Source organism: Neobittarella massiliensis (ex Bilen et al. 2018), assembly GCF_014269355.1.
Classification (GTDB): Bacteria; Bacillota; Clostridia; order Oscillospirales; family Ruminococcaceae; genus Neobittarella; species Neobittarella massiliensis.
Map to the genome: position 1 here is coordinate 162,795 of NZ_JACOGI010000001.1, position 25,129 is coordinate 187,923.

At 59.6% G+C, this 25,129-nt stretch carries 24 protein-coding genes; 14 read left to right on the forward strand and 10 right to left on the reverse strand.

The features are described from left to right. Positions 1-27 precede the first annotated feature (27 nt). Complete coding sequence (locus tag H8K20_RS00800; protein ID WP_154866072.1) at positions 28-735, reverse strand: helix-turn-helix domain-containing protein; 708 nt, start codon at positions 733-735, stop codon at positions 28-30. Positions 736-868: 133 nt separating this feature from the next. Here H8K20_RS00800 and H8K20_RS00805 point away from each other — a divergent pair, with 133 nt between their 5' ends. From H8K20_RS00805 to H8K20_RS00815, 3 genes are read left to right on the forward strand one after another with little or no spacing between them, the layout of a single operon-like run. Beyond that, positions 869-1,546 carry a histidine phosphatase family protein gene (locus H8K20_RS00805; RefSeq protein WP_186487191.1) on the forward strand — a complete coding sequence of 226 codons (678 nt, stop codon included), beginning with the start codon at positions 869-871 and terminating at the stop codon, positions 1,544-1,546. Continuing rightward, a complete protein-coding gene (locus H8K20_RS00810) occupies positions 1,546-2,070 on the forward strand; it encodes a cob(I)yrinic acid a,c-diamide adenosyltransferase (RefSeq protein ID WP_154866070.1) in 525 nt (174 codons plus the stop codon). Before H8K20_RS00805 ends, H8K20_RS00810 begins: the two co-directional genes overlap by 1 nt. Before the next feature lie 17 nt (positions 2,071-2,087). Further along, entirely contained in the window at positions 2,088-2,930 is an 843-nt protein-coding gene (locus H8K20_RS00815; protein WP_186487193.1) for a DUF975 family protein, read from the forward strand. 109 nt (positions 2,931-3,039) lie between these two features. Here the strand turns inward: H8K20_RS00815 and H8K20_RS00820 are convergent, their stop codons facing one another. Then, positions 3,040-3,288, reverse strand: a complete 249-nt coding sequence (locus tag H8K20_RS00820; RefSeq protein ID WP_105203276.1) for an AbrB/MazE/SpoVT family DNA-binding domain-containing protein — start codon at positions 3,286-3,288, stop codon at positions 3,040-3,042. A gap of 177 nt (positions 3,289-3,465) precedes the next feature. Between H8K20_RS00820 and H8K20_RS00825 the strand changes: the two genes are divergently transcribed. Then, entirely contained in the window at positions 3,466-4,053 is a 588-nt protein-coding gene (locus H8K20_RS00825; protein WP_164998056.1) for a nucleoside recognition domain-containing protein, read from the forward strand. Next, positions 4,050-4,565: a spore maturation protein gene (locus tag H8K20_RS00830; RefSeq protein ID WP_186487195.1), complete on the forward strand. Its 516-nt coding sequence runs from the start codon at positions 4,050-4,052 to the stop codon at positions 4,563-4,565. Before H8K20_RS00825 ends, H8K20_RS00830 begins: the two co-directional genes overlap by 4 nt. A gap of 153 nt (positions 4,566-4,718) precedes the next feature. On the opposite strand, the gene H8K20_RS00835 is transcribed toward H8K20_RS00830, so the two are convergent. The 3 genes from H8K20_RS00835 to H8K20_RS00845 form a co-directional block, all read right to left on the reverse strand. Further along, positions 4,719-5,024, reverse strand: a complete 306-nt coding sequence (locus tag H8K20_RS00835; RefSeq protein ID WP_105203278.1) for a helix-turn-helix domain-containing protein — start codon at positions 5,022-5,024, stop codon at positions 4,719-4,721. 425 nt (positions 5,025-5,449) lie between these two features. Then, the gene (gene trpS, locus H8K20_RS00840; RefSeq protein WP_154866067.1) at positions 5,450-6,454 is read right to left on the reverse strand and encodes a tryptophan--tRNA ligase; all 1,005 of its coding nucleotides are present in this window, start codon (positions 6,452-6,454) and stop codon (positions 5,450-5,452) included. A gap of 89 nt (positions 6,455-6,543) precedes the next feature. Then, positions 6,544-7,734: an aminotransferase-like domain-containing protein gene (locus H8K20_RS00845; protein ID WP_186487197.1), complete on the reverse strand. Its 1,191-nt coding sequence runs from the start codon at positions 7,732-7,734 to the stop codon at positions 6,544-6,546. A gap of 269 nt (positions 7,735-8,003) precedes the next feature. Between H8K20_RS00845 and gltX the strand changes: the two genes are divergently transcribed. From gltX to H8K20_RS00860, 3 genes are all read left to right on the forward strand, one after another. Further along, entirely contained in the window at positions 8,004-9,470 is a 1,467-nt protein-coding gene (gene gltX / locus H8K20_RS00850) for a glutamate--tRNA ligase (protein WP_186487198.1), read from the forward strand. A gap of 226 nt (positions 9,471-9,696) precedes the next feature. Next, entirely contained in the window at positions 9,697-10,635 is a 939-nt protein-coding gene (locus tag H8K20_RS00855) for a nucleoside hydrolase (RefSeq protein ID WP_154866065.1), read from the forward strand. A gap of 16 nt (positions 10,636-10,651) precedes the next feature. Continuing rightward, positions 10,652-11,596 (forward strand): nucleoside hydrolase, encoded by a 945-nt coding sequence (locus H8K20_RS00860; RefSeq protein WP_186487199.1) that lies wholly within the window; start codon positions 10,652-10,654, stop codon positions 11,594-11,596. Between the two features lie 544 nt (positions 11,597-12,140). Here the strand turns inward: H8K20_RS00860 and H8K20_RS00865 are convergent. The 4 genes from H8K20_RS00865 to H8K20_RS00880 all read right to left on the reverse strand — a co-directional run bounded on the left by H8K20_RS00865 (position 12,141) and on the right by H8K20_RS00880 (position 16,697). Next, complete coding sequence (locus H8K20_RS00865; protein WP_186487200.1) at positions 12,141-14,141, reverse strand: FtsX-like permease family protein; 2,001 nt, start codon at positions 14,139-14,141, stop codon at positions 12,141-12,143. Continuing rightward, positions 14,134-14,901, reverse strand: coding sequence for an ABC transporter ATP-binding protein (locus H8K20_RS00870; RefSeq protein WP_105203286.1), 768 nt, complete (start codon positions 14,899-14,901; stop codon positions 14,134-14,136). The genes H8K20_RS00865 and H8K20_RS00870 overlap by 8 nt, the downstream gene beginning before the upstream one ends. A 117-nt stretch (positions 14,902-15,018) precedes the next feature. Beyond that, a complete protein-coding gene (locus H8K20_RS00875; protein ID WP_207721438.1) occupies positions 15,019-16,029 on the reverse strand; it encodes a sensor histidine kinase in 1,011 nt (336 codons plus the stop codon). Then, the gene (locus H8K20_RS00880) at positions 16,026-16,697 is read right to left on the reverse strand and encodes a response regulator transcription factor (RefSeq protein ID WP_105203287.1); all 672 of its coding nucleotides are present in this window, start codon (positions 16,695-16,697) and stop codon (positions 16,026-16,028) included. The genes H8K20_RS00875 and H8K20_RS00880 overlap by 4 nt, the downstream gene beginning before the upstream one ends. A 327-nt stretch (positions 16,698-17,024) precedes the next feature. On the opposite strand from H8K20_RS00880, the gene H8K20_RS00885 reads away from it, so the two are divergent. Continuing rightward, on the forward strand, positions 17,025-17,504 hold the full coding sequence (locus H8K20_RS00885; RefSeq protein WP_186487201.1) for a DUF4624 family lipoprotein: 480 nt from the start codon (positions 17,025-17,027) through the stop codon (positions 17,502-17,504). Between the two features lie 110 nt (positions 17,505-17,614). Here the strand turns inward: H8K20_RS00885 and H8K20_RS00890 are convergent, their stop codons facing one another. Beyond that, positions 17,615-18,706 carry a nucleoside 2-deoxyribosyltransferase gene (locus tag H8K20_RS00890; protein WP_154866060.1) on the reverse strand — a complete coding sequence of 364 codons (1,092 nt, stop codon included), beginning with the start codon at positions 18,704-18,706 and terminating at the stop codon, positions 17,615-17,617. A gap of 520 nt (positions 18,707-19,226) precedes the next feature. On the opposite strand from H8K20_RS00890, the gene H8K20_RS00895 reads away from it, so the two are divergent. From H8K20_RS00895 to H8K20_RS00915, 5 genes are all read left to right on the forward strand, one after another. Further along, positions 19,227-21,593 carry a SpoIIE family protein phosphatase gene (locus H8K20_RS00895; protein WP_186487202.1) on the forward strand — a complete coding sequence of 789 codons (2,367 nt, stop codon included), beginning with the start codon at positions 19,227-19,229 and terminating at the stop codon, positions 21,591-21,593. 215 nt (positions 21,594-21,808) lie between these two features. Continuing rightward, positions 21,809-22,348, forward strand: a complete 540-nt coding sequence (locus tag H8K20_RS00900) for a sigma-70 family RNA polymerase sigma factor (RefSeq protein ID WP_129589355.1) — start codon at positions 21,809-21,811, stop codon at positions 22,346-22,348. Further along, entirely contained in the window at positions 22,345-23,403 is a 1,059-nt protein-coding gene (locus tag H8K20_RS00905) for a DUF4179 domain-containing protein (RefSeq protein ID WP_186487203.1), read from the forward strand. The genes H8K20_RS00900 and H8K20_RS00905 overlap by 4 nt, the downstream gene beginning before the upstream one ends. Positions 23,404-23,568: 165 nt before the next feature. Beyond that, entirely contained in the window at positions 23,569-24,126 is a 558-nt protein-coding gene (locus H8K20_RS00910) for a sigma-70 family RNA polymerase sigma factor (protein ID WP_186487204.1), read from the forward strand. Beyond that, positions 24,110-25,123: a DUF4179 domain-containing protein gene (locus H8K20_RS00915; RefSeq protein WP_186487205.1), complete on the forward strand. Its 1,014-nt coding sequence runs from the start codon at positions 24,110-24,112 to the stop codon at positions 25,121-25,123. Before H8K20_RS00910 ends, H8K20_RS00915 begins: the two co-directional genes overlap by 17 nt. Positions 25,124-25,129 lie beyond the last annotated feature (6 nt).

The window sequence follows — 25,129 nt, forward strand, 5'->3', positions numbered from 1 at the left end:
CATGCTCCTACTTGGCGGAGCGCGGCCCTACTTTTTGCCGCTGTCTTTGCCCAGTGTATCCTCGACGTTGGAGATCAGGTTTTGCAAAGAGGAGTAAAAGAGCGGATAATTCTCGGCCAGCGACTGGGTGGTGAGCTCGAAGTCGTCGCGGTCCTCCAGCGGTCTCATGTCCCCCAGATCGACGTTTTGGTCCAGGCAGTCGATATCGGCCACGCTCTCGTGCATGGCGGCGTCGCACAGCTGACTGTAGCGCACCTTGGAGACCGAGAACATGGTGCTCTGGTTTTTGGGGGTGAGGCCGTAGAGCTTGCGGAACATCTTGTACACCGCCACCATGATGTAGCTGGAGACCTCTTTGGTGAGTGAGGCGTTGCCGCCTTTGGCCAGCATATCGAACACGATGTGCAGCGAGTTGGTGATGAGCTTTTTGTTGAGCACCGGCATGATGCTGCCGTGCTGCATGATATTTTGCTTGCCCGGCTCATCGCTGTCGGGTATATCCTCTACGCTGAGGGTGAGGCCGGCCCGGTCGGGCGAGCGGCCCAGCAGGTAGTCGCAGGAGACGCCGTAGTAGTCGGCTACCTTGACGACAAATTCGAGCCCGCACTCGCGAATGCCTTTTTCATAGTGTGACAGCAACGCCTGAGAAATGCCCAGACTGGCTGCGACCTGCTTCTGACTGACGCCTTTTTCTTTGCGCAGCAGAGTCAGGATCCGGTGAAAATCGGCATTCATCGTCAAAACCTCCCCCTTTTTTACATAATGTAAATTATATAGCACGAAAAACCTTTTGTAAAGGCAGTTCGTGCAATTTTAAAACACATTCCCAGGATTTTAGTAGAGCAAACATAGGAGACCAGGAGATTTTATGAAAACTTACAAGATACATTTCATCCGTCATGGACTTACTGAAGGCAACATCCGCGGCCAGTATGTGGGCCGCCGCACCGACTCGCCGCTGTGTCCGCAGGGGGTGCAGGCGCTCATCGCGCTCAGGCAGCGGTATGATTATCCCGGCGTGGGCAAGCTGTATATAAGCCCCATGACCCGCTGCCGGCAGACGGCGGCGCTCCTGTACCCGGAGATGAAAAATATCGCCGAGGTAGAGCAGATCGCCGAGATGGATTTTGGCGACTTTGAGGGCAAGACGATCGCCCAGCTGCAAAACGACCCGGCTTTTCGCTCTTTTGCCACCGGCGACGACCAGGTGCAGATACCCGGCGGCGAGAGCCTGGCCGACTTTGCCCGCCGCTGCGGCGAGGGGCTGGACCTTATCATCAGCGACATGATGCGTGCGGGCAACACCCAGGCGGCGGTGGTGACCCACGGCGGGGTGATCATGGGCCTGCTGGCGGCTTACGGCTACCCCAAGAAAAACCACGTGGAGTGGATGGCCGACAACGGCTACGGCTACACCATCCTCATCACCCCGCAGCTGTGGCAGTCGGCCCGGGCCTTTGAGATCATCGGCATCATGCCCCATGGGGCCGAAGACGCCCGCGGGGCGCTGGCGGCGGCCAAATACATGCCGGAGGACGACGGCTGATGGGCGCCCAGCAGGGGCTGGTGCACATCTATACCGGCACCGGTAAAGGCAAGACAACGGCGGCGGTGGGGCTGTGCGTGCGGGCGCTGGGGGCCGGTAAGCGGGTGTACTTCACCCAGTTTTTAAAAGACGGCAGCTCAGCCGAGATAAGCCAGCTGCGGGCACTGGGGGCCACGGTGGATATCCCGCCCCAGCAGGCCAAATTTTTTGCCGCCATGACCGAGGCGGAAAAGGAGCGGTGCCGCACTGCCCAGCAGCGGGCGCTGGCTGGCGCTGTTGCGGCGGCGGCCGACTATGACCTGGTGGTGTGCGACGAGATCATGGCTGCGCTGGCGCTGGGCACGGTAAAACTGGACCAGGTGTGTGCGCTCATCGACGGGCGGGCGCCGGGCTGTGAGCTGGTGCTGACTGGGCGCGGGGCGCCGGCGGAGCTGGTAGAGCGGTGCGATTACCTGTCGGACATCCAGTGCAAAAAACACCCCTACGAGCAGGGCATAGCCGCTCGCAGGGGCATAGAATACTGATCGGGGAGGACCGGACTTTGCGACAACAGCTCAAACGCGACTCCAAAAAAATACTGCGCCACCAGATCGGCAAGGCGCTGGCTATCGCCTTTATGGTGGTGGCGGTGGTCCTATTCTTCTGGGCTATCGAGCGGCTTTGCGCGGTGACACTGGGGGTGCTGGGCTTTGAGAGCCTGCTGGCCCAGCCGCACATCGACCTGTCGTCGAGGGTGGTGCAGCTGAGCCTGCTGATCATCCTGCTCATTGCGGTGCTGCGCTTTTTTGTGCTCAGCCCCATCTATATGGGGCAGGTGAGCTGGTACTGGAACGCCGCCTGCTACCCCAACACCCCGGTGTGGGAGATGTTCAGCCAGTTCAGCTCGCTGAGGATGTTTGGCCGCTCGCTGTGGTACACGGTGAACATTTGGGCCCGCTGTGCGCTGTACACGGTGCTGTTTATGCTGCCGTCGGGCCTGCTGCTGTTTTTTGGCTACCGCGGTTACCTGGCAGCCAGCAGCAGTTGGATGATCGCCGTGGGTTCGGTGGCGCTGATGCTGTCGGTGCTGCTGTTTATCTTTACGGTGCCGCTGCTGTACTGCTTTTTGCGCCGCTACTTTTTGGCCAAGTACATTGTGGTATCGCACCCGGAGGTGACGGTGCGGCAGGCCTTTTTCATATCGGTGCGGCAGATGCGCGGCCATCGGGGCGAGATCATGATGCTGGACCTGTCGTTTTTTCCGTGGTTTTTGTCCTGTATATTCATCATCCCCATCCTCTACGCAGTGCCCCACTATTTTACCGTATGTACCCTGTATGCCCGCTGTTACCTGTACAGCACCGATTTTGCCGACTACCGGGGAAACCGGGCGGCAGGCAAGTAGAGAGCATAAAAAACGAGCTGGCTAAGCGGTGTGCTTGCCAGCTCGTATTTTATTTGTCTTGGCGCCGAATACAGGACCTACCAAATCCCGTTTTGGGCGGTGGGGAAAACTATTTGCCGGAGCTGAGGTTCTTGGCGCAGTCGGCGCACACGTATTTGCCCATGTAGCTGGTGAGGTGCTCGCTCTCTTTGCCGCAGAACACACAGCCGTTGCCCGCCTTTTTGAGACAGATCATATCTTTATCGGTAAAGATCTCGATGTGAGAGCCCTTTTCCATAGACAGGGTGCGGCGGAGTTCTTTGGGGATGACAATGCGGCCAAGTTCGTCCATTTCTCTGATTATACCTGTAGATTTCATGTTTGTCCTCCGTTTCGCGTGGATGGTTGGGGAGAATACGGATATTTTGTTCTGATCCGTAATTTCTAGTATATTATAGTAGTCTTACGTCGATTTGTCAAATATTACAAGTAAAATTTTGGAAGAAATCATGACGGCTGGGCGCGGCGCATAAGTATAGCCCAGGAGGTGGCTGCCATGATGACCTATATCTGGTCGGGGCTGGTGGTGCTGTCGGTGATCTTTGGCGCACTGACCGGCCGCATCGATGCGGTGAGCACCGCGGCGCTGGGCGAGTGCCTGAAGGCGGTGGAGCTGTCGGCCACGCTTTTAGGCGGGCTGTGCCTGTGGGGCGGGGTGATGAAGATCGCCGAGAAGTCGGGCCTGTCGGAGAAGATATCGGGGCTTTTGTACCCGCTTTTGGGCAGGATCTTTCACGGGCTGCGGCGGGGCAGCGCGGCGTTTGCCGCCATCGCCATGAACCTGATGGCCAACTTGCTGGGGCTGGGCAACGCCGCCACACCTCTGGGCCTGGCGGCGATGACCCAGCTGCAAAAAGAGAACCCCGACCCCGAGACGGCCACCGACAACATGATCTTATTCGTGGTGCTCAACACCGCCTCGCTGCAACTCATCCCCACCACTACCGCTACACTGCGGTTAAAGGCCGGCAGCCAGGCTCCGATGGAGATACTGCCCTGCGTGTGGCTGGCGTCGATCTTGTCGGTGACGGTGGGGCTGACGGTGGCCAAGCTGGGCTGCGCGCTGCACAGGAGGCGGCGATGACCGGCTATGCGGTGCCCTGTTTGCTGGTGGGTTTTATACTGTACGGGCTGTACCGGGGCGTGCCGGTGTTCGACTGCTTTGTAGAGGGCGCCGGTGAGAACATGAAGGTGATCTTAAAGATACTGCCTTCGCTGGTGGCGCTGATGACGGCGGTGGGGATGTTCAAGGCCTCGGGCGGGCTGGATCTGCTGACGGAGGGGCTGGCCCCGCTGGCAGAGCTGCTGGGTCTGCCCAAGCAGGTGCTGCCGCTGGCGCTGCTGCGCCCTATATCGGGCAGCGGAGCTATGGTCATCTTTCAGGATATCCTGCAGAACTTTGGGCCCGACGGGACCATCGGCCGGGTGGCCAGCGTGCTGATGGGCTCTACCGAGACTACTTTTTACACATTGGCGCTGTACTACGGGGCGATCGGCATCAAAAAGACACGGCACACGCTGCCGTCGGCGCTGTCGGCCGACATGACCGGCTTTGTGTGCAGTGCGCTGCTGGTGCATCTGCTGCTGGGGAGATAGTTGCGGCGGGAAAGAGACAGGAAAAAGAGAGCTGCCGAGGCAGCTCTCTTTTTGGTCGCCCCTTTATATAGGAGGCGAAACGGTGGGCTATCTGCTGGTCTGGGCGCTCCGCCAAAACGGCCGGGCGCACGGCGCGCTGACTGTTTTGTGCAGTTACAGCGTGCCGTTGGCTTTTTGCAGTTCGATGACGATGTGGTTGACTGCCTCGATCTGGCTCTCGGTCAGGTTGGTCGAGGAGACGCGCACGTCTTCATTGATCCCCAGCAGCCAGTCGGTAGAGACGCGGAAGGTGGTCGCCAGTTTGATCAGGTTTTGGTAAGTGGGTTGTCTGGCTCCTGTCTCGTAGGAGCTGATGACTGATTTGGTGGTCCAGAGCCGCTCAGCCAACTGCTCTTGTGTGAGGCCATAGCTCTGTCTGAGTAATTTGATTTTTGCCGATAATTGCGAGAGTTCTGCCATAGGGCACCTCCAATACTCCATCTTTTACAAATGCTTCCCAACTCCCACCCAACACAGCCCTGATCTCCTACCGACACACCCGGGCTCTATACAGCGGAAATATATATACACATAGTGTACCGAATGCACGTACTCATATAGACGACAAGCGTTTCGAATAGAGGATTTTTCTGCTATCAATCTGCATTTCTCCCTATAAAATTACATATATTTATCCAAAATTATCCAAAACTTGTAAAGAGGCCTGAGACTTTGCGATTTTGGGCGGCAAAGAAGTGTGCAAAAAGAAATATGATATGCCCATAGTGTATACGCTTTTTAAAAGAATACAAGGGAGGATGGGGCATTTGGCGGCGGTAGTTGGGGAAAACAGGCGCAAAAAAAGACGGCAACAGCCGTCTCTTTTTATAAGATCCATGTGGGAGCTATAGCTCGATAAAGCCAACCTTTTTGTAGACCTTGCGCAGGCATTTGGCACTTAACTGGCGAGCGCTCTCGGCGCCTTTGGTGTAGCACGCCTGCAGGTAGGCCTTGTCGCCCATCAGGCGGGCAAAGTCCTCTCGGACCGGGCGCAGGCAGTCGGCCACACATTCTCCCACGGCCATCTTAAAGTCGCCGTAGCCCTTACCGGTAAACTCTGACTCGATGGCGGCAAAGTCTTTGCCGGTGATGGAGGCGTAGATGGACATGAGGTTGTTGATGCCGTCTTTGCCGGCGCGGTAGCAGACCTCGCCGTCGGAGTCGGTGACGGCGCGCTTGAATTTGCGCAGGATGGTGTCGACGTCGTCGAGGATGGAGATGTAGCCGTTGGGGTTGGGGTCGGACTTGCTCATCTTCTTCCCGGGCTCGGTCAGGCTCATGATCTTGGCCGAGGTCTTGGGAATATAGCCCTCGGGCACGGTGAAGGTGGGGGAGTACACGCCGTTAAAGCGGCCGGCAATGTCGCGCGCCAGCTCCAGGTGCTGCTTCTGATCTTGCCCCACCGGCACCAAGTCGGCGTTGTACACCAGGATATCGGCGGCCATGAGCACCGGATAGGTGAACAGGCCGGCGTTGATGTTGTCGGCATTTTTTTGCGATTTATCTTTAAACTGGGTCATGCGCGAGAGCTCGCCAAACTGGGTGAAACAGCCCAGCACCCACGACAGTTGGGCGTGGGCGGGGTTGTGGCTCTGGATGAACAGGACGCTCTTTTCGGGGTCGATGCCGCAGGCGATGAGCAGTGCATAGCACTCCAGCGACTGGCGCCGCAGCTTGGCCGGGTCTTGCCGGACGGTGATGGCGTGCTGGTCGACGATGGAGTAGATACAATTATACTCATCCTGCAGCGGGCCCCAGTTTTTGATGGCGCCCAGATAGTTGCCCAGCGTGAAGATGCCGGTGGGTTGGATGCCGCTGAATATCCGCTTTTTGGGGGCTGCTTGTTCCATAGAGAATTCTCCTATACTAAAAGTAAATTTAAATTAAAATATTACATTGTAGCGCTTGATACGACAAAAAAGAATATACGTATCGTATATTATAGGCTATTTTCTACGATTTTTGCCAATATCTGCACACCGTCGACGATCTGCTGGTCGGTGGGGGTGGAGTAATTGACCCGGAAGCTGTGGCAGGTCTCTTCCTCGTTTACGTAAAAGGCGTTGCCGGGGACCACGGCCACACCGGCCTTGACCGCCTCTTTACAGAAGGTGGGCATATCGATCTGCGCGGGCAGGGTACACCAGATAAACAGGCCGCCCTGCGGCTTTTGGTAGGTGACCTTACCGCCCAGATAGGTGTCGAGCGCACTGCACATGACACCGGCTTTTTTGCGGTATACTTCCTGCAGCAGGGCGATGTGGTCGTGCACGTCCCAGCGGGTCAGGAACTCGGCGCAGATGATCTGGGCCAGCGAGTTGGAGTGTACGTCGGTGGTCTGCTTGGCCACCACCAGTTTGGCCATCAGGGCGTCGTCGGCCACGGTGTAGCCCACCCGTAGGGCCGGGGCCAGCAGTTTGGAAAAGCTGCCCAGGTAGATGACGTCGCGGCCGGTCTCATCCAGCGACTTGATGGTGGGCACCGGCTGGCCGCTGATGCGCAGATCGCCGTAGGGGTTATCTTCGAGCACCAGCACGCCGTAGCGGCGGCAGATCTCGAGAATGCCCTGACGCTTTGCCAGCGAGGTAACGATGCCGCTGGGATTTTGGAAGGTGGGGATGACGTAGAAAAAGCGCGGGTTGTGGGACGAGCGGATAGCCTGCTCTAGACTGGCCAGATCGACGCCGTCGTCCTCCATCTCCACCCCCACCAAGTTGGCGTTATAGGAGCGGAAGGTGTTGAGCGCACCGAGGAAGGTGGGCTTTTCGACGAGGATGGTGTCGCCTTCGTCGACCAGGCACTTGGTGACCAGATCGATGCCCTGCTGGGCGCCGGAGGTGACGAGCAGCGAGTTGTGGGAGAAATCGATGCCGTAATCCTGCCCCAGCCATCGTACCAGCTCCTCCCGCAGCGGGGGATAGCCCTCGCTCACCGAGTACTGCAGACACTTGACCGGATCGACGGCTAAGGCGTCGGCGGTGATGGCGGCGATCTTTTCGGTGGGGAAGGTCTCGCTGGCGGGATTGCCCGCCGAGAACGAGATGACCGACGGGTCGGACGAGAGCTTTAAGATCTCGCGGATGACCGAGGGTTTCATGGTGGACATTTTTTGAGAAAATCGATAGTCCATGCCGATACTCCTTTCTGGCCCGTGCACCGACTGGCAGGACGGGCGCGGTTTGGGGACAGGCGGCACTTGGCCGCTTTATAATATTTACTATTTTAGCACAGATCCGGCCGCAAGAAAATAAGGAGCGGCCAGAAGCACACGGTTTTTGGCTAAATACCTGCCGTACAGCCCAAAATAAATTGAGTTTATCTGTAAAATATGCTAAACTATCTACCTAGAGAAGACCGCCCGGATCGGGGCGGCCGATTACGACAAAAGGTGGTAAAAAAATGAGCAGAGAAGTGAGGACGAGATTTGCCCCCAGCCCCACGGGCTATATGCATGTGGGCAACTTGAGGACGGCGCTGTACGCGTATTTGGTGGCTAAGGGCCAAGACGGCACCTTTATTTTGCGCATCGAGGACACCGATCAGCAGCGCCAGGTAGAGGGCGCCACCGACATCATTTACAATACCCTGCGCGAGACCGGCCTTTTGTGGGACGAGGGACCGGATATCGGCGGCCCGGTGGGGCCGTACATCCAGTCACAGCGCATGGGCATGTTTATCGACTACGCCAAAGAGCTGGTGGAAAAGGGAGAGGCCTACTACTGTTTTTGCGACAAGGAGCGGCTGGAGGAGGTAAAGACCATCCAGAAAGCCAGCGGCCAGCCCCCAAAATACGACGGCCACTGCCGGGACCTGAGCCCCGAAGAGGTGCAGGAAAAACTGGACGCGGGCATCCCCTGGGTGATCCGCCAGAAGATGCCCACCGAGGGCAAGACCTCTTTTCACGATGAGATCTACGGCGATATCGTGGTGGACAACTCGGTGCTCGACGACCAGATCCTCATCAAGGCCGACGGGATGCCCACCTATAACTTCGCCAACGTGGTGGACGACCACCTGATGGGCATCACCCATGTTATCCGCGGCAGCGAGTACCTGTCCTCGGCCCCCAAGTACAATTTGCTGTATCGGGCTTTTGGGTGGGAGGTCCCGGTGTACATCCACTGCCCGCCGGTGATGAAAGACGCCACCCACAAGCTCTCTAAGCGCAACGGCGACGCCTCGTTCCAAGACCTGGTGGCCAAGGGCTATCTAAAAGAGGCGGTGCTCAACTACATTGCCCTGCTGGGGTGGAGCCCCCGCGGCGAGCAGAGCGAGCAGGAGATCTTTACTCTGCCCGAGCTGGTGGAGTCGTTCTCGATCGAAGGCATTTCGAAATCACCGGCCATTTTTGACATTCAAAAGCTGCGCTACATCAACAGTGAGTACCTGCGCCGTATGAGCCCGGAGGAGTTTTACCAGGTGGCACTGCCCTGGGTAAAACAGGGGGTACAGCGCGCGGATATCGATTTTAAGCTGCTGTGCCAGGTGCTGCAGGCCCGCACCGAGGTGCTGGGCGAGATCCCGGCGCAGCTGGACTTTATCGACCAGCTGCCGGCCTATGAAAACGACCTGTACACCCACAAGAAGATGAAGACCGACCCCGAGACGGCACTGGCGGCGCTGCAGGCGGCGCTGCCGGTACTGGAAGCGCTGGAGGATTTTTCGGCCGACAGCGTGCACGAGGCACTGTTTGGCCTGATCGGCCAGCTGGGGGTAAAGAACGGCTATATGCTGTGGCCGGTGCGGGTGGCGCTGACCGGCAAATCGTTTACACCCGGCGGCGGCATTGAGATGGCGGCCATTTTGGGCAAAGACGAGACCATCGCCCGCCTGAAAAAGGGTATTGCCCAGCTGGAAGCCCAGTAGATAGCGTACTTTTGTGAACTTATACGAGCACACCGCCCGATACCGGGCAGTGTGCTCGTTTGCTTATAAAAAACTGTTACCGGGCAGATAGCCGAGTTTTAGCGGCATTTTTGGTGGAGCCCGCCAATGGTCAAGCCCAGTGGCACTGCCGTACAATAGGGAGTAAGCAAGTGATACCGGGCCGCGATCGGCCCGACGACAGACGAGAAAATGAGGTGGAGTACTGTTGAAGAGGATACTCATCGATACCGATACCGGCTCGGATGACGCGATGGCCATCGTTATGGCGCTGCGGGACGAGCGTGTAAAAGTGGAGGCCATCACCACGGTGGCGGGCAATGTAGACCTGTGCTATGCCACCAAAAACGCGCTGCTCTCGATCGACTATGCCGGCACCTACGCCCCACCGGTGTACGAGGGGTGCAGCCACCCGATCGTGGAGAAGTCGCTGATACGGGCGCCCATGGCCCACGGGGTGAACGGCTTGGCGGACATGGATTTTGGCGAACCCAAAGGCAAGGTGCAAAAGGAGCACGCGGTGGATGCGCTGCTGCGCATTCTGCGCCACAGTGAGGACCAGGCGCTGGAGCTGGTGACTTTGGGCCCGCTGACCAATATTGCCGTGGCTATCATGCGGGCGCCGGAGCTGGTGAAAAAGCTGCGCCAGATCACCATTATGGGCGGCGCTTTTGCCGAGACCGGAGTGTTTACGGCGCCTATTGCCGAGTTTAATATAAAAGGCGATGTGGAGGCGGCCAATGTGGTGTGCGGCTGTGGGGTGCCGCTTTTGTTTGCGCCCATCAACGCCTGCCACGGCGAGGCCTTTATGACCGGCGAAGAGGTGGAGATGCTGCTGGCCACCGGCACCGAGCGGGCGCGGTTTTGCGTGCAGTCGAACACGCTGCTCATCGAGGGCAACAAGGAGCGCTTTGGCATGCGCGGCTTTGACCCGGCCGACCCGGTAGCCATGGCCTGCGCCACTGCGCCGGAGACCATTGGCGTAAAGGAGCGGGCTTTTGTGACCTTTGAGCAGGAGGGCGAGATCACCCGCGGTATGATGATCTTTGACACCAAGGGACACTACGGCCAAGAGCCCAACGCCGAGATCGTCATCTCGATGGACGGGCCGGCGTACAAGAAATACTGTTACGAAAAGATCGTGTAGGGGAGGTTTTGCTGGTATGGACAAGAGGAAGATACTCATCGACACCGATACCGGCTCGGACGATGCGGTGGCTATGCTGCTGGCCCTGCGAGACCCGAGCGTAGAGGTGGTGGCGGTGACCACCGTGGCGGGCAATGTGCCGCTGGAACAGGCCACCAAGAACGCCCTGATCACCATCCACATGGCCGGCACCTATGCCCCGCCGGTGTATCAGGGACTGGCAAAGCCCATCTGCAGCCAGATGCAGCACGCCTTTGGCGCCCACGGTAAGGACGGCATGGGCGATATTGGGCTGGTGCCGCCGGCGGACATGCAGCCAAAAGCCGAGCACGCAGTGGACGCGCTGATGCGCATTCTGAAACAGCACCCCGCCGGTGAACTGGAGCTGGTGACGCTGGGGCCCACCTGCAACATCGGCACCCTGATCATGCGGGCGCCGGACCTGGTGAAAAAGCTGCGCCGGATCACCGTGATGGGGGGCGCCTGGATGGAGCCGGGTGATTATTGGGTACCGCCGGCCGAGAGCAACATCCGAAACGATGTGGAGAGCGCCAACTTGATATTGGGCTGCGGCGTGCCGGTGGTGATGGTGCCCATCAACGTGTGCCGGGGCGACATTTTGACCACCGAGGAGGAGATCGAGATGCTGACCGCCTCGGGGCCGGTGGGCAAATTTTCGGTCGACTGCAACCGGACCCTCATCGGCTTTAACAAGCAGCGCTGGGGGCGGGCGGTGATCGACCCGGCCGACCCGGTGGCTATGGCGGTGGCGCTGTGCCCCGACTGCGTGGAGGAGAAAAAAGACTGCGTGATGGAGTTTGAGACCCGGGGCAGATACACCCGCGGAGTGATGGTGTACGACTACTGGAACCGCGCGGGCAAGCCGATAAACGCCACTTTGATCACCAAGGTGAGCGAGCGGCGGTACAAAGATTACGCCTATAATCTACTGCGCGGTTAGGGTTTATACAGGGGCAAAAAGAGACACAGGACGGGCATTTATAATGGTGAACGGGCCGGGACGAACGTGTTCCCGGCCCGCTTTTGGCGCGGGGGCAGGCGCCGCCGGATGGGGAAAAAGGCCGCTGGGGGAAGTTGGGGGAGGTTGGGGAAAGCTGAGGGAAACTGAGGGGAATAAAAAACAGAGCAGACAGGGGAAAAACCCTCTGTCTGCTCTGCTTTGGCCGGGGCCTGCTAGGGGCGGCCCCTCTTTTTAATTGTGAACAATCTGTAAAAAGCGTATGATATCGCCGCAAAACTGCCCAGTAGAGCCCAGATAGGGGGCAGTGGGCGGCGGTCGTCGGTGGCGGGTGTTGGGCTGGGCTGGGCCCGTCGACAGGTACCGATGACATGGGAGCCGCGGCGGGGTGGGGCGGTGCCGGAGCGTGTGAGCGGGTGCTGAGCCGCCGGCATAAAAAAGAGACCCGGCACCGAAGAGCCGGATCCCTTTTTTTGGCGCCGGCAGCCGGCGCATTTATGAGAGCAGTATGGGAGCAGGCGGACAGTTATGTGCGCACGATGCGGTAGTACACCTTGGCGGTTAGGCCGTAGATGAGCGCGTACAGCAGGCCAAAGGCCAGGAAGGTGCCCACGGTGCACAGGGCGAACAGCCCGACATCGGTGAGGCTGAAGACGGCCAGCAGGCGGGTGATGACCGGAAAGGCAAAGGCGATGTGGATGCCGGCGGTGATGAGCGGCAGGAAAAACACGGTCATGATCTGGGCGTGGATGGAGCGGCGCACCTCGCTGTGGCTCATGCCCACCTGCTGCATGATGACGAAGCGCTCGCGGTCGTCGTACCCCTCGGACACCTGTTTATAGTAGATGATGAGGATGGCGGCCACGGTAAAGAGCAGCCCCAGGAACACGCCGATAAAGAACAGCCCGCCGTACAGAGAGACAAAGCTCTGTTTGGCCTCGGACCGACATTCCAGCGCGCCCTCGAACTCCCGCTCGTGCAGGGTGGTCTGCAGATCTTCGTAGAAGGCGATCTTCTGCTGCGGGGAACCGGTGAGATCGAAGCCCCAGTAGAGTTTGATATCGGAGGCGTTTTCGCCGTAGGAGGCTTTTTGCCAGCTGTCGAGCTGCTGGATGACCGACAGGTCTTTGACCACCAGAAAGTGACTGCTGGCGATGTTGGCAGCCATAAAGCCGTTGCCGGGGAAGTCGTCGACGCGCTGCTTTACGGTGAAGGTGGTGTCGAACACCCGCAGTGTGTCGTGGGGGTAGGACTCGCGGTTGGAATAGAGCAGTACCTCCCCGTCTTCCAGGCTCTGGTGCTGGCCGGTGACCCGGTTGTAGTCTTCCAGGGTGACGAAGAAGAGGTTGCGCAGGCTGTTCATACTGCTGAGCATTTTGGCCGAGGAGGTGTCGGCGCCGCCGGTGGTGAACGTGTCCCCCTGCTCCAGCAGCGAAAAGGTGAGATAGGTGTACTCGAAGGCGTTATTGCTCTGCAGGCCGTGGCTGTCCAGCACCTGCTGGGCGTCGCGGTGCAGGTCGCTGACTGCCTGCTGGCTGTAGTCGCGGCTGGAGATGAGCAATTCGCGGGGGTAGCGGGTGTCGAGGATGCCCTGCATGCCCATCCACATGGAGAGTGTGGAGGAGACCATGACCAGCACGGCGGTGGAGAGGATACAGATATTGGCCAGCCCCACCGCGTTTTGCTTCATGCGGTAGAGCATGCCGGAGACGCTGGTGAAGTGTTTGGAGGTGTAGTAAAAGCGCTTGTTTTTGCGCATGGATTTGAGCAGGGCGATGCTGCCGGCGGTAAAGAGCAGGTAGGTGCCGATGATGACCAGCAGCACCGCCACGAAGAACAGGCCCATGGCGGCGACGGGGTTTTTGGTGGTGACCGAAATATAGTAGCCGGCCCCCAGCGAGATGGCCCCCAGAACGGCCATGATCCAGCGGGTCTTGGGCTCGCGCTCGCCGACGTTGCCGCTGTGCAGCAGCTCGATGGGGCTGGAGACGCGGATCTGCCGCAGGGTGTTTAAAAAGATGAGCAGGAAGATGGCGCCAAAGAGCGCCAGCGTCATGAACACCGCGGACAGCGAGGGCGAAAAGCCCAGAGGGATAGCGGTCTCGAACATTTTGAGCAGGACCAAAAACAGCAGTTTTTCCAGCAGTACGCCCAGGCCCAGGCCCAGTGCCAGGCTGATGACGGCCACGTACAGCGTTTCGAGGGCGATGACTTTGGCCAGGTGCTTTTTCTCCATACCGAGGATGTTAAAGAGGCCGAACTCTTTTTTGCGGCGCTTGATGAGAAAGCTGTTGGTATAAAACAGGAAGATAGCCGAGAAGATGGCGGTGACCCACCCGCCCAGCGACAGCGTGTAGCGCAGCACATCGGAGCCGAGCATTTTGTCGAGGCCGGGATTTTGTGACAGCGAGGTGATCATGTAGTACATGGACACGGTGAAGGTGCAGGTGAGCAAGAAGGGCAGGTAGGTGCGCCGGTTCTTTTGGATATTGGTGGCCGCCAGCCGGGAATAAAACAGCTTAGTCACGGCGGTCACCACCTGTCGCGATCACGGTGAGCGTGTCGGAGATCTTCTCGAACATCTGCCGCGAGGTGTTTTCGCCCCGGTACAGCTGGTGGAACACCTGCCCGTCTTTGATGAACAGCACCCGGCCGGCGTGGCTGGCGGCTTTGGTGGAGTGGGTGACCATGAGGATGGTCTGGCCGGCGCGATTTATCTGCCCGAACAGGTCGAGCAGGCTGTCAGCGGCGCGGGAATCCAGCGCGCCGGTGGGCTCGTCGGCCAGCACCAGCTGGGGGCTGGTGATAAGTGCCCGGCAGACTGCCGCCCGCTGTTTTTGGCCGCCCGAGACCTCGTAGGGGTATTTGTGCAGGATACCGGCGATGCCCAGCTGGGCGGCCAGCGGCTGCAGCCGGCGGGCCATCTCGCCGTAGCGCTTGCCGGCCAGCACCAGCGGCAGAAAGATGTTGTCTTGCAGGGAGAAGGTGTCGAGCAGATTAAAGTCTTGAAACACAAAGCCCAGATTGTCGCGGCGGAAGGCGGCGATCTCGCGCTCGGAGATGCCGCTCAGGTCGCGGCCGCCCAGCAGTACGGTGCCGCCGCTGGGCTTATCCAGCGCGGCTAAGATGTTGAGCAGGGTGGTCTTGCCGGAGCCCGACTCGCCCATGATGGCCACGTATTCGCCCTGATCGACCGAGAAGGACACGTCGCTGAGGGCCTGGACGCGGCTGCCGCCGAAGCGGGTGGTATATACTTTTTTGAGACCTCGTACCTCTAATACGGACATCGTCTGATACCTCCTATATGTTGTTGGCGATACCCAGTATAACAGGTCGGGCGGCGGCGCTGCCATCGATTTGCCTTACAGCCGGACGCCGTTTCTTACAGTTTTGCAAGGTGCTGTTCACTCCACCTCCAGCGGGGGACGCCCCAGGCCCAGGATGACCCGGGTGCCGGCGCCGGGGGAGGACTCGATGCGCATGGTGTGGCCCAGAGAGTCCAGAATGCGCCGGCAGAGGTACAGGCCCAGCCCGGTGGAGCGCTTATACAGGCGGCCGCTGTGGCCGGTATACCCCTTTTCGCAGATGCGGGGGAGGTCGGCGGGGTCGATGCCGATACCGGTGTCGGCGATGACGAGCTCATCGCCGTTTTGCACCGCGATGCTGATCTGGCCGCTGGGGGTGTATTTGACGGCATTGGAGAGCAGCTGCTCGATGACCAGCACCAGCCACTTCTCGTCGGTGAGCACCGAGATATCGAGCGCGCCCAGCTGCAGCGACAGTTTTTGCCGGATGAACAGCGGGGCGTATTTGCGCACTGCCTGGTGCACCAGGTCTTTGAGCGAACAGGTGGTGAGCAGGTAGTCGCTGGCGTCGCGGCCCAGGCGCAGGTAGGAGAGCACCAGCTCGGCGTACTGCTCGATCTTAAACAGCTCGGCCGCCAGCGCCTTGGTGGCGGGGGTATCGGGCTGGGCCTGCAGCAGCAGGTGCATGGCGGCGATGGGGGTCTTGATCTGGTGCACCCACAGCGAGTAGTAGTCGACCTGCTCCAGCCGCTCGCTGGCGGCGCGGGTCTCGGCCTGCACCAGCAGGTGATGCAGTCTGCCGATGAGCGCCTGGTAGTCGCGGCTGATGAGGTCGCGGGAGACGGGCAGCTGCTCGGTGCCGTAGGGCAGCTGTGCCAGCAGAGAGACGAGCGCTAAATGGCGGTGGTAGTAGCGGTAAAAGTCGACCGCGCCGCAGACCAGCAGCAGTGCGGCGCAGAGCGCACAGGCGTAGAGCACCGCCTCGACCTGCAGCCGGTACAGCGAGAATACGGCGGCGAACAGCAGCCCGCAGGCGGCCATGAGACAGAGGCAGCGCAGCTTTTCTTTCAGGTAGCAAGACAGGGCCGGCCAGAACAGCTTTTGTTTCATACCGCCATGTACCCCATGCCTTTTTTGGTCTGTATCAGGTCATGTACCCCGATCTCGGCCAGCTTTTTGCGCAGGCGGGCGACGTTTACCGACAGCGTGTTCTCGTCGACGAAGGCGTCGCTCTCCCACAGGCGGGCCATGAGCGTCTCGCGGCTGACCAAGCTGCCGCCGTGCTCGAGCAGGGTGGCCAGGATGCGATTTTCGTTTTTGGAGAGCTCGATGGATCGGTCACCGCAGGTGACGATGCAGTCGCCGGTATCGAGCAGCACCCCGCCGTAGCCTATGAGATCGGTCTGACCGGCATAGTCGTAGGTGCGGCGCAGCAGCGCCTGTATCTTGGCCATGAGCACCGACAGATCGAACGGCTTGGCGACAAAGTCGTCGCCGCCGGCGCTGACGGCCATGACGATGTTCATGTTCTCGCTGGCTGAGGAGATGAAGATGATGGGCACTTTGGAGACCTTGCGGATCTCCTCACACCAGTGGTAGCCGTTAAAAAAGGGCAGCGAGATATCCAGCAGCACCAGCTGGGGCGAGAACTGTACGAATTCGGTGAGCACCTGGCGGAAATCGCCGACGCAGTGGGCGGTGAAGCCCCAGCTCTGGATGTGCTGCACGATGGCGGCGGCGATGGTGGCGTCGTCCTCGACGACGAGTATCTTATACATAGTGGACCCTCCTGTTGGGGCGGATGGGTGAGCGGTGGCAGGACAGAAAAGAGCGGCGCGGCGGAGCAGCCGACCCGAATAGACGGGGGAACTGGTGGGGGACCGCCGGCAACTGTTTTTAGTATAGCCCAACCGGGGGCGGGGAAGCAAATCACCGCCGTATTTAGAAAGCGGTGTGACAGCGGCCGGTACCGGTGGTACAATGGGAAAAACGGAATGAGCCGCATACCGAGCAAGCGGGCCGATATACAAAAGGGCCTGGACCGATCACCGGCGCCCCGGCGGATGCAGGGCGACAGCGGCACAGACCGCACAGGGGGAATAAACATGAAGGGGAGACGGTTTGCGGCCGGTGTGCTGCTGGTGCTGCTGTCGGCGACCTTATTGACGGCGTGCGGCGGCGATACCGTGATAGAGCTGGAGCTGACAAAGGATTACAGTGATACAGAACCGATGGTGAATGAGAAGCTGTTTTACCTGCCCGGTGAAATAGAGGAGCTGCCGCTGAAAATGGCGTTTGAGATGAGCGGAGAGAGCTGTCTGGTGGAGATAGCAGATAACGAGAGCGGCCGGGTGTTTTGGCACGAGAGCTGGCGGGGAGAGGTGGAGCGGGAGACCCGGGACGTGGCGCTGCGCGGCCTTGAGAGAGAAAGAGAGTATGTGGTGCGGATCACGGGGACCGGGGTAGACCGCGCGGCGGTCGCGCTGACCGCACATGGGGGACGTATAAAAGAGCGGGAGCGGCCGCGCCGGGAGACACGCACACGCGCCGCCGCACAGGTGCGGGGCGGACCGGCACCCAGATAGGGCATGAAAAAACACGGGGGACGACCGCAGTCGTCCCCCGTGTTTTTTATACTGTACGCCGCGGGCGGCAGACAGCGCCCACAGACCGCGGCACACTGCTCGCGATACAGCTATTTTTTTAAAGACGCGGCCATCTGGCGCACCACATCTTCGAAAGCGCCGCCAAAGAGCTCCATCGAGGCGCCGAACATCAGGTTGAGCGGGGCCTCGAAATTCTCGACGTTCATGCCGTTTATGTCGCGGAAACCGCCGGGCTCGCCGCTGTTGGGGATGCGCTCGATCATGGGGCGCACATCGTCCATATAGGCAAACATTTTTTTGCCCAGGCTGTTGGCCATGCCGCACTCGAACGCCACGTCGCTGTTGGGCTCGTAGCCGTGGTAGTCGCTGAGATCGGCCAGAATGATATCGCAGTTGCGCACGTGCTGCTGGTAGCGGTCGAACAGGTTGTAGGCTCTGGCGTAGACATCGTCGGTAGCCAGGTCCTCGACGCCGGGGGCCAGATCGCTGGGGGCGATGGCGTCGAAGCCGTAGCGGTCGAGCACCTCTTTCATGGCCGCGTACTTTTCGGCGGCCTGATCGCTGTAGCGCTCCAGCGTGGCCAGGTAGACGATGGGGCGGCCAGAGCGGGGGATGGTCTGGTCGGGGATGGCGATCTCGGCTTTCAGGTGCATGGCTTTGCGCTTGGACTCCTCCTCGATGTCGAGCATGTACACCTTGAGCGCGTCGCTGAAGCTGCCCTCGACGATCTTGCAGGCACCCACCAGGCAGGCCGAGAAGGGGAGCTTTAAGTCGGGCAGCTGGCGGCCGTCGAGATCGAGCAGAGTATCGCCCACATAGCGGCCGCTCTGGTACTTGACGCCGATGGGGCGCTTGTCGCGGGTGTAGCCGTAGCACTTGAGGCCGCGGCCATAGGCCATGCCCACCTCGTAGATGGTGCCGCCGTCGGGCTCGGCGCCGCGGTAGGTCTCGAAATTGGCGATAATGCCGGTCGAAGCCTTGATGCTGTCGTAGCAGTTTTTAAAGATGGCCGCCGACAGGCTCTTTTTGTCGTCGGGGTCGAAATCCAGTTTGGCATCGTTGGGCAGCGAGACGCCGAAGCCATAGTAGATAGCCTCTTTTTTCCAGGAGTCCCACAGCTCGTTGCCCCGCTCGTAAAAGCAGGCTGGGCCGGCGATGTAGATATTTTCGTCTTTGATCATGATTTGTCCTCCTCGGCACGGCACCCAGAGGCGCCTTTACATAAAATATAGGGATCGCGCGGTGCATGATGCTCTCTTCTATAAAAGAGCACACCTAAAAGAAAAGACACGGAGATGCAGCGGCCCGGCACAGCGGCGCCGACTGTAAAAAATGGGCATGGCGGGACATAAGTCACGGCAGGCCGGCACCATAGGCGCGGCGCGGGGCAGCTGTTTTTTCTATCATAGCACAAAGCCCGGCCCGCTGAAAAGAAACTGAATACACAAAACACCGCCGCAAATCCTGTCTCTTTTCCCCACAATTTTGCGGCGATTGGCAGTGGGGGACAAAACCCGCCGGCTCGTCCTGTTTTTTCTACCGCAAGCTGCAAGTTGCGCCACCGGTCAAGTGACAAACTTCTTGTGGTGGGGCCTGTACAATGCAGATATCCAATATTTTACAGTTTGCCCCTATAGCATATGCGTGTCTGCCCCGCGGCAGAACACTGCCGGGCAAAAAATCAGGAGAGGTGATCTAGGCGTGGGTATTCATTTTAAAGGGTCGGGCTCGGCGGGCTCTGCAGCTGCCGGCGGTGTGCGCACAGCGCCGGGGCGGGCAAAAAAGCGCGGAGGTCTGGCGCGGTTTTTAAAGGACTACAGCTACCTGCTGTCGCAGCTGGCGGTGTTTGGGGTATCGGTGCTGGTATCATCGGCCTCGATCTTGGGGGAACTCAGCCCGTTTGGTATTGCGCTGGCGGCGGCTATGCCCACCACCCACCTGCTGTGGTGCGTGACCGGTGTGGTCAGTGGCTATGTGTTCTTAAATGCCATCGACGTGGGGCTGCTCTACACGGCGGCGGTGCTCATTACAGTGGCGTTTCGCTGGGTGCTGGCGCACAGAGAAGAGGCCAGTGCCCGCTGGCCGGGGGTGATATCGGCCGGGTTTGGCGTGGTGCTCTCGCGGCTGGCGCTGTCGGGGGCCATGGGCCTGACGGGGCTGAACCTGGCGGTGATCGCCAGCGAAGGCATGTTGGCCATGGGCATGTGCTACTTTTTTACCATCACCATCGAGGCCTTTCAAAAACAGAAATCGATCCGCAGTTTTTCGAACCTGCAGCTGGCCAGCCTGCTCATCTGCCTGTCGGTGGGGCTCATCTCGCTGAGCGCAGTGCAGGTGCTGGGGCTGTCGCTGGGGCGGGTGACGGCGGCGGTGCTGACCATTACCGCCGCCTACCTGGGAAAAGAGACCTACGGGTCGGTCACCGGGGTGCTGACGGCGCTGGCGGTGTCGCTGGCGGCGCCGGAGATGCTGCTGTTTATGGGCGCCTATCCGCTGGGGGGGCTGGTATCCGGCCTGTTTTCGCGGCAGAGCAAGGTGCTGGGCAGCGTGGCTTACGGGGTGTGCTGCACCATGATGGCGACCCTGCTGCCACAGCAGTCGGTGGCGCCGGCCTTTATCATCGAGTGGTTTTTGGGCTGCGCGCTGTTTTTGCTCATCCCCTCGAAGCTGTTGGGGGCGCTGCCACTGGGACAGGGAGCCGACAGCATGGTAAAGAGCGAGCGGGTCAAAAAGATCGTGGGCTACAAACTGCGCGCCACCGCCGGTGGACTGGAGACCATTTCGCACAAGATCCAGACCCTGTACAAGCGGCTGGATGAGCTGCAGACGACAGACCCATCCTGCGTGTACCATGCGGCGGCCGACCAGGTGTGCAAAAATTGCGGCCTGTGCCCCTACTGCTGGGACCAGAACTACTCGGAGACCAGCGACTGTTTGGGTAAAGGCGTGCAGCAGCTGCAGGCCACCGGCCGGCTCAACGGCACCGACCTGCCGCTCTATTTTGCCAAGCGGTGTATTCGCCTGGGATCGCTGGTGGACGCCATGACCGACCAGTTTGCCCAGTACCAGAACAACCAGGCGGTGGTGCGCAAGCTCTCGTACGTAAAAGGCGGCGTCATCGGCCAGATGGAGAGCCTGTCAAAGCTCTTGTACAATGTGTCCGAACAGGTGGACGCGCTGGAGGACGTGGACATGCAGTCGTCCAAGCAGATCTACCAGCTGCTAATGGACATGGGCTTTGCCCCGCTGGATGTGCTGTGCACCACCTCGGAGGTAAAGGGGGCCAAGATCGAGCTGAAGCTGGACTGTGATATCACCGAAAAGCAGCGCGCCTATATCGGCAGTGAGCTGTCGGAGTACTGCGACCGCAACTTTGACAGTGGGGTGTGCCGACAGGACGGCGATGCCACACTGCTGTGCTACAGCGAGCTGCCGCCCATGGTGCTCAAAAAAGGCAGCTGTCAGATCGCCGCCGGACGCGGCCACTGCGGCGACAGCTTTGAGGTGTTTGGCGGTGAGGACGGCTACAGCTACTGCATACTATCTGACGGGATGGGGACCGGCGACTTTGCCGCCATCGACTCGACCATGACCTGCAATGTGGTGTCGACGGTGCTGAAGGCGGGGTTTGACGTGGACGGCTCGATCGACCTGATCAACAGTGCGCTGGCAGTGAAGACCGGCGACGAGACCATCTCCACCATCGATCTACTGCGCTTTGACTGCTTTACCGGCGACTGCCTGCTGGTAAAGGGCGGCAGCCCCAACACCTATGTGCTGCGCGGCGGCAAGGTGCTGCGGCTGGGCAAACCGTCTTTGCCCATCGGCATCTTGCAGTCGGTGACGCTGGACAAGAGCCAGGTGCGGCTGCGGGTCGGCGACGTTTTGCTGATGGTCAGCGATGGGGCGGTGGGCGAGGACGAGACCTTCATCAGCCGCCAGCTGGCACTGCTGCGGGACAAAGAGCCCCAGGAGATCGCCACCGCCATCTGTGAGCTGGCCCGGCACAGCATCGGCTCGAAAGACGATATCACCGCTATCTGCTTTAAGGTGGAAAAAGGAGCCTAGCAGATGGCTGACTGACATACAGGGCTGCTGTGACAAATAGGGCAGCCACCATTTTTCTATTGCTCTCCCTCCTATTTTTTCTCCCTGCTGGGGCGCCGGACGAATGTGTTCGGCGCTCTTTTATTGGCCTAAAATGTGTTGACGGGCAGGACCGGCCGTGTGTAGATTGTGTATAGGAGGGTGAAGAGGACGTTTTGGGCAGGGAGGTGCACTTTATGGGGGAGCAAACACTGATACGCGGCCTCAAAAAGAAAAAGACGGCGGCACTGCGGCAGCTGATCTTGCAGTATAGCGGGTACGTCTATACCATCGTGCAGGGGATATTGGGCGGAGTGATGGCCCGGGAGGACATTGAGGAGGTGGTGAGCGACGTGTTTTTGGCTGTTTGGCAAAGCGGCGAACAGCTGAGCGAGGCGTTTGCGACCATAAAACCCTATGTGGCTGCCACCGCCCGCAACATGGCCAGAAATAAGCTGCGCCAGCTGCGGCCCGATGGCAAGCTGGAATACGATGTGATCGATCTAAAGGCACAAAAACAGCTGGATGACACAGAGGTGCGACAGGTGTTGCTGGAAGCTCTAGACCAGATGCAGCCCGTAGACCGGGAGATATTTGCGCGGCACTACTATTTGTGCCAGACTGTGCAGGAGATCGGAGCCGCGATAGATATGAACCCGTCTACGGTAAAAAACCACCTGGTGGCCGGCCGCAGACAGCTGGAGACGATCTTGCGCGAGAGGGGGTACACGCGGTGAAGCAATATATCAGTGACTGGATGGGACTGCTGCTTCCCGAGGAGCTATCGCTGCCGGTGCAAACAGACCTGCCGCAGGCAGATGTCGCCGCGCGGGTATTGAGGCAGGTGGCCCGTACCCGGGTGTACCGCACCACGCGTCAAAAGGCGCTGCGCCGGGCGGTGTGTATCGCCGCACTGCTGTGCGCGCTGGTGGCGACGGTAGCCGCCTCGGCGATATTTGGCTGGGATCAGCGGCTGCTGGAATTTTTGGGCATTACACCGCCGTGGCAGGAAAAACTGACCGATGCCGGCCAGCAGGTGGAAAGATCGGTCACCAGAGACGGTGTTACCGTAGAGGTCAAGCAGGTCGTGGGCGACGAGAATACCGCCTACGTGCTGTGTCAGGTGACTTTTTTAGAAGAGATGCCACAAAAGCCGCCATATCTGCAGTTTGCCGACCGTGGGATCGAGTTTTCGGTGACGGGCCCCGCGGTGACACAACAGGTAGAGCTGCTCACAGATGAGGACCCGGAAGACAATGTGTATGCGTACCTGTTTTGCCTGCAGAGCGACGAATCGATGCGGGGCCATAAGATGGTGCTGACGTTGGGGGACCTGGGTTACTTTAACCCGGAAATGCTAAAGACAGAATATATGGGGCAAATAGGCAGGGATGATTTTATTATATGGAAAGAGGGACCGTGGGAGATCGCCTGGAACATGGACTACCAAAATGAGAAGAAGTCGCTGGCGGTGGATGAGGTCTGCGCGATCGGACAGGGGCGGGCGCTGGTAAAACAGCTGCAGATATCGAACCTGTCGATGGAGGTGACGCTGGTCAGTGACCGGTACCCGGATATGGCGCCCCAGCTGTCGGAAGAGGAGGTGTACTCGGCGCCGATCACCGTGGCTATGAGAGATGGGACCGTACTGGAGCAGTACCGCGGCCTGGAAGTGGGACAGTATCAAAATGTACGCCGCCTGCAGTATCAGTGCCGCTTTGAGCGGCCGGTGGAGTTTGCGGACATCGAATATGTGCGGGTGGGAGACCTTGAAATACCACTGGGAGAATAGCGGGTCAGTGTGAACATAGGAGACGATATGATAAACAGAGCGGGAGGGCTGCCGACACTCGCCGGCGGCCCTCCCGCTCTGTTTATAAAAAATCGTCGAAATGGGCGACCGTTTGGCTTAGACTGGTGTATAGAGAGGTGAGGAGAAGAAAAAGGGGGGAGCGAAGTGGAGGAGCGGCGATTGCTGCAGGAGCTGCGCGCGCAACGGCGGGGCGCCCTAGAGCAGATGGTGCGCTGCTACAGCGGATATGTGTACACGATCGTGCGGGCGGTACTGGGGGAAGCGGTGACCCGGCAGGACACCGAAGAGGTGGTGGCCGACGTGTTTACAGCTGTGTGGAAGAAGGCGGCGGCGCTGTCGCCGGAGGGAAGTTTGCGGGGCTATTTGGCGGCGACGGCCCGCAATATGGCTAAAAACCGGCTGCGGGTGCGAGGAGGCGAGCTGCCGCTACATGAGGACGTGGCCCAGGACGCCCATGCCGGGCCGGAGCAGGAGGCCGAGCGACAGGAACAGGCGCAGCTGGTGCGGCAGTTGCTGGCTCAGCTGCCCGAGCGGGACCGGGAGATATTTGTGCGGCACTACTACCTGGAGCAAACACTGGCGGCTATCGCCCAGGTGCTGTGTATGCCGCTGTCTACCGTGAAGAGCAGACTGGCGCGCGACCGCAAGCAGCTGTTGCGACAGCTGCAGGAGAGGGGGATCAGTGATGAATACCTGGCATGAATGGCTGCAGGTACTGCCGCCGGAGGAACTGCTACAACAGCTGACGCCGGAGCGGGCCGACACCGGACGCATCCTGGACTTGGTGCGCCGCAAGAGCGGCAGGTACAAGCGGTATCTGCCCCGCCGAGTGATTGCGCTGACGGCGGCGCTGGCAGTGCTGGCCTGTACGGCAGTGGCGGCGGTGGTATTTGAGTGGGACCAGAAGTTGCTGGCGTTTTTACAGCCGAGCCAAACGCAGCAGGAGCAGCTACAGCTGGCGGGCCAGCAGGTGGATAGAAAGGTGATCCAAAACGGGGTGACGGTAGAAGTAGACCAGGTGGTGGGGGACAGCTACAGCGCCTACGCACTGTGCCGTATCCGGTACCCCCAGAAATACCAAAATGTAAGTCAACTGAGTTTTTCGCAGCTTAATATGCGCATCGATATGGTCGGCTACAGCGGGGGCGGCGGCCTGAATCAGATAGAAATAGACCCGCAGAGCAAAGAGGCTGTCTGCCTGCTGCGCATGAGCCACGACCAGCCGATACAGGGGCAAAAAGTGACCCTATCTATAGAGGATATCACGCTGACCATGACCGACCCCGAGACCGGTGAAGTGACAAAAGTAAAGACCATATCGGGCAGCTGGCAGCTGTCCTGGACACTGCGCTACCAGGACGTTGCAGACGGCGTGCAAAAACTGGATCTGCCGGGCCAGATAGAGGGCCATCCGGTGTATATCGAGGATTTTTACTACTCGGACTTTATGGTGCGGGCCACGCTGCGGGATGGGAAATATACCGAGATGAATCCACAGGTGCCCGATGGCTCTTATGTGGACGCCATAAAAGTGACCATGAAGGATGGGTGGGTGTTGCAGCCGCGCCGAGACTACCTGGACAGCACGGTGATCCATGGCGGGAGGTGTGCGCAGATAACGGTGCTCTTTACCGAGATGATCGAGCCGGGGCAGATCGCCAGCATAGAGATCGCCGGCCAGCAGATGCCGCTCTCGTAGCCGGCA